The organism is Xanthomonas sp. SHU 199 (genome assembly GCF_000364665.1).
Classification (GTDB): Bacteria; Pseudomonadota; Gammaproteobacteria; order Xanthomonadales; family Xanthomonadaceae; genus Xanthomonas_A; species Xanthomonas_A sontii.
The window spans coordinates 1-7402 of record NZ_AQOI01000107.1 but is presented as its reverse complement, the minus strand read 5'-3'; the positions used below and the strand labels follow the sequence as shown (position 1 = coordinate 7402).

Genomic DNA, 7402 nt, shown 5'->3' with positions numbered 1-7402 from the left:
CGAGGCGGGCCGCCGTCGGCTCAGGTACCGGAGGCCGGCGCAGGCCCGGTCTTGTCGGAGCCGTTCTTGTCGGACTCGGGCTTGGCAGGCTCGGGCTTGGCCGGTTCCGCCGCCGGCTGCTTCGCCGGGGCGGCCTTCGGCGCCGCGCCCGCCGGCTTGTGCGCCGGCTTGGCCTTGCCCTTGCCGACCGGTGCCGCCGCAGCCGCCCGCGCCACGGCGCCAGGCTGCTTCAGTTCGGCCAGCGCCTGCGCGATCGGGCCGTCGCCCGGCAGTACGTCGCCGGCGGTATAGCCCTCGGCGCCCTCGTCGTCGCCATGCAGGTGGCCCGGCAGGGTCGCTTCGCTGTAGTCGGCGATCGCCGCCGGCTTGTCGGCATCGTCCGCGCTGGCCTCCGGATGCAGCACCACGTCGGGCACGATGCCGCTGGCCTGGATCGACTTGCCGCTGGGGGTGTAGTACCGCGCCGTGGTCAGCTTGACCGAGTCGCCGTTGTCCAGCGGCAGCACGGTCTGCACCGATCCCTTGCCGAAGGTGCGGCTGCCGACGATGCGCGCGCGCTTGTTGTCGCGCAGCGCACCGGCCAGCACTTCCGAGGCGCTGGCCGAACCGGCATCCACCAGCACCACCATCGGCGCGCCGTTGAGCAGATCGCCGGGGGTGGCGTCGAACTTGGAATCGCTGACCGAGATGCGCCCGCGGGTGCTGACGATGGTGCCCTTGTCGAGCACGTCGTCGGCCACCTGCACCGCCGCGGTCAGCAGGCCGCCCGGATTGCTGCGCAGGTCCAGCACCAGGCCGCGCAGCTTGCCGCCGGCCTGCGCCTGCAACTGCTGCAACTGCTTGTGGAAATCGGCGCCGGTGTCGGCCTGGAAGGTGCTGATGCGGATGTAGCCGTAGCCCGGTTCGAGCATGCGGCTGCGCACGCTGGCCACGCGGATGGTCTGCCGGGTCAGGGTCACGTCGAACGGCTTGGCGACCTTGTCGCGGGCGATGGTCAGTACGACCTTGCTGCCCGGCTCGCCGCGCAGCGGCTCCATCGCCTTGACCGCGCTGATCGGCTTGCCGTCGATGGCGATGATGATGTCGCCCGAGCGCAGGCCGGCGCGCGCGGCAGGCGTGTCGTCGATCGGCGACACCACCTTGAGCGTGTTGTCCGGCAGCTGCAGCAGCTCCACGCCGATGCCGTCGTAGGCGCCGCTGGTCTGCTCGTCGAAGGCTTCGGCGTCTTCCTTGCTGAAATACGTGCTGTGCGGATCCAGGTCCAGCAGCAGGCCGCGGATGGCGGACTGCATCAGCTTCTTGTCGTCGACCGGATCGACGTAGGCTTCCTTCACCGCGTTGTAGACCGCCACGTAGCGGCGGATCTCGTCCAGCGGCACCTTGGCACTGGCCGATTCGGTGGAATCCGGATCGTCGGCGCTGGCCGCCGGGGCCGTGGGCGTCTGCGCCTCGGCGCGTTGCGCCATCGACGGCAGCGGCGCCAGAGCGAGCAACAGGGCTGCGGACAGGACTACGCGCATGAAGCACTCCGATTGGGGAAGACCCGCACCGTGCACGGCGCGGTTGTCCGGATTATGCGCGAAGCCGAGCTAAATTCGCGTTGAACGCGTCGCGGCCGCGTGGCTCAGCGGCGCTGCAGCCACGACGATGGATCCACCGGCTGGCCATTGCGACGCAGTTCGAAGTACAGCGCCGGACGGCCCTGGCCGCCGGAATTGCCGACCTTGGCCACCGCATCGCCGCGCTTGACCTTGGCGCCCGCGTCGCGCAGCAGGGTGTCGTTGTGCGCGTACAGGCTCATGTAGCCGTTGCCGTGGTCCACGATCAGGATCATGCCGTAGCCGGTCATCCAGTCGGAGAACACCACCGTGCCGTCGGCGACCGCGGTGACGGTGCTGCCGGCGGGCGCGGCGATCAGCACGCCGCTGCTGGTACGCCCATCGGGCAGCCTGCCGCCGTAGCGCGCGATCAGGTCGCCCGACAGCGGCCAGCCCAGGCCACCGACCTTCAGCGGCGGTGCCGAGGCGACCACCTTGGGCGGTATCTTGCCGCCGCCACGCCCGGCCTTCGCCGCGGCCTTGGCCTGCGCCGCCTGTTCGGCCGCCTCGCGCCTGGCCGCGGCGCGGCGCGAGGCCTCGGCGCGGGCGGCGGCGGCACGCAGGTTGGCGAGCAGGGTTTCCAGCGCCTTGGCATCCTGGCCCAGCGCCTTCTCGCGTTCGCTGCGGTCCTGGTAGCGCTGGTCCAGCTCCGAGACCACGCTGGCGCGCTGCTTGCGGTCGCGCTGCAGCGCCTGGGCCTGTTCCTGCTGGCGGCGCTGGGCCTCGCTCAGTTGCTGCTTCTGTTCGACGACCTCGCGCTGCACCTGTTCCAGCGCCTGCAACTCGTGGGTCAGCGTGGCGATGCGCTGCGCGCGCTCGCGCTGCAGATAGCGGTGGTAAGCCAGCAGGCGGTTGGCATCGGCCACGCGGTCCTGCGCCAGCAACAGCTTCAGCGGCGCATTGCCGCCGATGGCATAGGCCGCCCGCAGCAGTTGCGCCAGTTCGGCGCGTTGCCGCGTCAAACCGCTGCGCAGGCCATCGCGCTTGCGCTCAAGCTCGGCCAGGGTCTGCTGGTGCCGCTGCAGCGCCTGTTGCGTCTGCGCCAGGCTGCGGCCGGTGACGGCGACCTTTTCGTCGGCCTCGCGCAACTGGCGAGCGGCGTCGCCGCGCTTGCCTTCCAGTTGCCGGCGCTCCTCGGCCACGCTCTTCAGTTCGTTGCGCACCTTCTCCAGGCGCTTTTCGGCCTCGCGCGGGTTCTGCGCCGCGGCCACCCCGGCGGTCAGCAGCCACGTCAGCGCCAGCAGGCGGCGCACAAGGCCGCGCCAGTGCACGGGCGCACGCCGCTCGGCCGCGCGGGGCGCGGCGGAATGCGATGGGACAGGCGCGGCTGCGGGCAAGCGAGGGTCCAGTGACTTCAGGCAGGTGTGGATTGTAGCGAAGCGTGTTGTGATCGCCCCACGATTGATTGCGGCCGCATCGCCGGCGCCCGGGAGGTGAAGGATGAAACGCATGCATCTGGCGGTTGTGCTGGCGCTGGCCCTGACGGCCGGCCCGGCGTTCGCGGGCGAGGGCATCAGCAAGGTCAACGGCAGCATCACCGCCGACGCCGGCAAGCAGTACGGCGATCTGGAAACGGTCAACGGCAGCATCACCGTCCAGTCTGGCGCCCAGGTGGGCAGCGTGGAAACGGTCAACGGCAGCGTCAAGGTCGCCGACGGCGCGCAGACCAAGGGCTTGTCCACGGTCAACGGCGGCATCACCCTCGGCGAGCGCGCACAGGTCGCCGGTTCCATCGAAACCGTCAACGGCGGCATCTTCGTCGACCGCGGCGGCCGCGTCGGCGGCGGCATCGAAAGCGTCAACGGCAGCATCGGCCTGGTCGCCACGCAGTTGGACAAGGGCATCGAGACGGTCAACGGCGACATCACCGTCGGCCACGATTCGCATGTCGGTGGCGGCATTTCGATCAACAAGCCCAGTTTCAGCATGTCGTTCAAGCCGACGCGCAAGCCACGGGTCATCGTCGGCCCGCGTGCGGTGGTGGACGGCCCGCTGCGCTTCGAGCGCGAAGTGACCCTGTACGTGCACCGCAGCGCCAAGACCGGGCCGATCACCGGCGCCACCGCGCTACCCTTCGACGGCGACACCGCGCCGAACAACTGAGCCGTGCCGCGACGACGCGCCCGCCCGGGCGCGTGCGGCTTGCCTATAGAATCCGGGGTTCCCTCGCCATCAGGAGCCCCCATGTCCCGCAAGCTCGTGCTGTGCCTGGCCGCAGCCGCGGCGCTGACCGCGTGCAAACGCGAAGCGCCCGCCCCAGCCGCCGACATCGCGCCACCGGCCGCGGCGCCCGCACCCGCTGCGGCGCCCACGCACGCGTTCTCCACCGGGATCGCACCGGCGGACTTCGCCGAACTGGTCAAGACGCTGTCCTCCGATGCCTTCGAAGGCCGCGGTCCGGGTACGCCTGGCGAAGACAAGACGGTCAGCTACATCCGCGACCAGATGCAGCGCATCGGCCTGCAACCGGGCAACGGCGACAGCTGGTTCCAGGACGTGGCGATGACCGAGACCACCGCGGCGCCGGGCACCATGCTCACCATCGCCCACGACGGCGCAGCGCGGCAGCTGGCCTTCGGCACCGACATGGTGGTGGGCACGCGCACCGGCCAGCCCGAGGTCAAGCTCGATGGCAGCGACATGGTCTTCGTCGGCTACGGCGTGGACGCGCCGGAGCAGAAGTGGAACGACTATGCCGGCCAGGACTGGAAGGGCAAGACCGTGGTGATGTTCGTCAACGACCCCGGCTTCCACACCGGCGATGGCAGCCTGTTCGAAGGCAAGCGCATGACCTACTACGGGCGCTGGACCTACAAGTTCGAGGAAGCCGCGCGCAAGGGCGCTGCCGCCGCATTGATCGTGCACGACACGCCCGGCGCCAGCTACGGCTGGGACGTGGTCAAGAACTCCTGGTCCGGCGCGCAGTACGACCTGCCGGCGAAGGACGATCCGGAGCCGCGCATTCCGGTGCAGGGCTGGCTCACCGCCGAGGCGGCCAAGCAGCTGTTCGCCGACGCCGGCCTGGACCTGGCGCAGGCCTACAAGGACGCCAGCAAGCGCGGCTTCAAGCCCATCCCGCTAAAGGCCAAGCTCTCGGTGGACCTGAAGAGCACCATTGCCGAAAAGACCTCGCGCAACGTGGTCGGGGTGCTGCCCGGCAGCAGCCGCGCCGACGAGGCGGTGCTGTACATGGCGCACTGGGATCACCTGGGCAAGCACGAGGGCGAGCCCGGCGACAACATCTACAACGGTGCGGTCGACAACGCCACCGGCGTGGCCGGCATCCTGGAAATCGCCGAGGCGTTCGCACACCAGCAGCCCAAGCCCGAGCGTTCCGTGGTTTTCCTGGCGGTGACGCTCGAGGAATCTGGGCTGCTCGGTTCCAAGTACTACGTGGCGCATCCGACCTTCCCGCTGAACAAGATCGCCGGCGTCATCAACCTGGATGCGATGCCGGTGGCCGGGCGCGCCAAGGACCTGGTGGTCAACGGGTTCGGCAGCTCACAGCTGGAAGACCTGCTCAAGCCGATCGCGGCCGCGCAAGGCCGCGTGCTGCACGCCGAAGACGCGCCGCAGAGCGGGTTCTACTTCCGTTCGGATCACTTCAACTTCGCCAAGGCCGGCGTGCCCGCGCTGTACATCGACGGCGGCGAAGACCTGGTCGACGGTGGCATCGAAGCAGGACGCCGTGCGGCAGCCGAGTACGCCAAGCGCTACCACACGCCAGCCGACGAGTACGACCCGGCGACCTGGAAGCTCGACGGTGTGATGGACGACCTGCAGGCGGTGTACGGCGTCGGCAAGGAACTGGCCGCCGGCGACAGCTGGCCGAACTGGTACGCGGACAATCCGTTCAAGGCCGCACGCGACAAGATGATGGGCAGGCCGACGTCGTTGCCCGCGGCCGAACCTGCCGCCGGCAAGTAGGCGGCGGCTTCCTTCGTTTCATGGCAGCGGCGCTTCGGCGCCGTTGTCGTCTCTGCCTCCCATCGGTCGCGCGGCGCACCGTGCATCGTCGCTGCCACCACCTCGTGCAGATCGCTTACCGCACGCAGTGGTGCGCGGTCGCCGGACGTCTTTCGAGCGCCTCGAATGCCGATCGGAAGCCCACGCGTAGAGCACTTCGGCCGCGACGAGAGCTACCGCTACAGAAACGCCCGGGCATGCGCTGCCCGGGCTTTCATGGGATGACGATGCCGCATGACGTGACCGCGGCGGCTGACCGCCACGGTCGCCGTCGGCTCAGGCCGCTTGCTTGGCCTGCCCCAGGCTGGCCATGTCGATGACGAAGCGATACTTCACGTCGCCCTTGAGCATGCGCTCGTAGGCCTCGTTGATCTGCGCCATCTCGATCGTTTCGATGTCGGACACGATGCCGTGCTTGGCGCAGAAATCCAGCATCTCCTGCGTCTCGCGAATGCCACCGATCAGCGAACCGGCCAACTGGCGCCGCTTCATGATCAGGTTGAACACCGTCGGCGACGGATGCGGCTCGGCCGGCGCGCCGACCAGGGTCATGGTGCCGTCGCGCTTGAGCAGGGTCAGGAACGCATCCAGATCGTGCGGGGCCGCGACGGTGTTGAGGATGAAATCGAAGCTGTTGGTGTGCGCCGCCATCTCCTCGGCATTCTTCGACACCACCACCTCGCTCGCCCCCAGGCGCAGCGCGTCCTCGCGCTTGCCGGCCGAGGTGGTGAACAGCACCACGTGCGCGCCCATCGCATGGGCAATCTTCACGCCCATGTGCCCGAGGCCGCCCAGCCCAACGATACCGACCTTCTTGCCCGGGCCGACCTTCCAGTGATTCAGCGGGGAATACGTGGTGATGCCGGCGCACAGCAGCGGCGCCACCGCCGCCAGTTGCTCGGCATCGTGGCGAATATGCAGCGTGTATTTCTCATCGACCACGATGTGATCGGAGTAGCCGCCATACGTGTTCTCGCCGCCGAACATCGGACCGTTGTAGGTGCCGACGAAGCCGTTCTCGCAGTACTGCTCCTCGCCATCGGCACAGGAAGCGCAATGCCGACAGCTGTCGACCATGCAGCCGACACCGGCAAGATCGCCGACCTTGAAGGCACTGACCTGATCGCCCACCGCGGTGATGCGACCGACGATTTCATGGCCCGGCACCGACGGGTACTGAGTGTTGTGCCACTCGTTGCGGGCGGTATGCAGATCCGAGTGGCAGACGCCACAGTAGAGGATCTCGATACTGACGTCGTGCGCACCGAGCGCACGGCGCTCGAAGGTGAACGGGGTCAGCGGCTGATCGGATGCCTTGGCGGCGTATCCATTGGCTTGGCTCATGGGGAAAGGCCTCGTGGTGGGTGAAAGGGGCCGAAGGGCGGGGCGCATGTAGAGCAATCGATGCCTACGCGGTCGCCTGAGGTGGAAAAGTCTAAGCGGCGGGGCATGAAAGGCGCGCATCGCCACATGGAACGGTGCGATGCGCGTCGTCAAAACGCCTCACCGAGTGCGGACTGGCGCACATGTTCGGCTGAACGCCAATGCACTTGACGGTGACATGTGGACGCGCTGATCGGCATTCATCGGCAAATTGCACGTGAGCGGATCTGCAATCGATGAAAAACGCGCACCAGGAAGTGCGCGTAATGCGTCCAATGACCAGTCACAGGATCGCTTACATGCTCTGTCCACTTTGGACGCAGAGTCGGTTCGATCGTGCAGTAGGCCTTGGCAGGCAGATGCTCGTAGGCCGGGTTGCCGCTTATCGACAACAGACGCCCAGGAGGCCGTGGAGGAACCAAGCCCCTCTCCCCCCGGGAGAGGGGTTGGGGTGA

5 protein-coding genes are annotated in these 7402 nt (G+C 68.4%); 2 read left to right on the top strand and 3 right to left on the bottom strand.

All coding sequences use genetic code 11. The features are described from left to right. Positions 1–20: 20 nt before the first annotated feature. Together D183_RS0105090 and D183_RS0105085 are read right to left on the bottom strand one after the other, a co-directional pair. Positions 21–1520, bottom strand: coding sequence for a S41 family peptidase (locus D183_RS0105090; RefSeq protein WP_017908046.1), 1500 nt, complete (start codon positions 1518–1520; stop codon positions 21–23). 104 nt (positions 1521–1624) lie between these two features. Beyond that, on the bottom strand, positions 1625–2935 hold the full coding sequence (locus D183_RS0105085; RefSeq protein ID WP_441365279.1) for a murein hydrolase activator EnvC family protein: 1311 nt from the start codon (positions 2933–2935) through the stop codon (positions 1625–1627). A 103-nt stretch (positions 2936–3038) separates the two neighbouring features. On the opposite strand from D183_RS0105085, the gene D183_RS0105080 reads away from it, so the two are divergent. Continuing rightward, entirely contained in the window at positions 3039–3701 is a 663-nt protein-coding gene (locus tag D183_RS0105080) for a hypothetical protein (RefSeq protein ID WP_017908044.1), read from the top strand. Positions 3702–3782: 81 nt separating this feature from the next. Further along, positions 3783–5525: a M28 family metallopeptidase gene (locus D183_RS0105075; RefSeq protein ID WP_017908043.1), complete on the top strand. Its 1743-nt coding sequence runs from the start codon at positions 3783–3785 to the stop codon at positions 5523–5525. 315 nt (positions 5526–5840) lie between these two features. On the opposite strand, the gene D183_RS0105070 is transcribed toward D183_RS0105075, so the two are convergent. Beyond that, positions 5841–6908, bottom strand: coding sequence for an NAD(P)-dependent alcohol dehydrogenase (locus D183_RS0105070; RefSeq protein WP_017908042.1), 1068 nt, complete (start codon positions 6906–6908; stop codon positions 5841–5843). Positions 6909–7402 lie beyond the last annotated feature (494 nt).

Bases quoted from the DNA above. Each gene is read 5' to 3' on its own strand.
- D183_RS0105090 (WP_017908046.1), bottom strand. From the start codon at position 1,520: ATGCGCGTAGTCCTGTCCGCAGCCCTGTTGCTCGCTCTGGCGCCGCTG.
- D183_RS0105080 (WP_017908044.1), top strand. From the start codon at position 3,039: ATGAAACGCATGCATCTGGCGGTTGTGCTGGCGCTGGCCCTGACGGCC.
- D183_RS0105075 (WP_017908043.1), top strand. From the start codon at position 3,783: ATGTCCCGCAAGCTCGTGCTGTGCCTGGCCGCAGCCGCGGCGCTGACC.
- D183_RS0105070 (WP_017908042.1), bottom strand. From the start codon at position 6,908: ATGAGCCAAGCCAATGGATACGCCGCCAAGGCATCCGATCAGCCGCTG.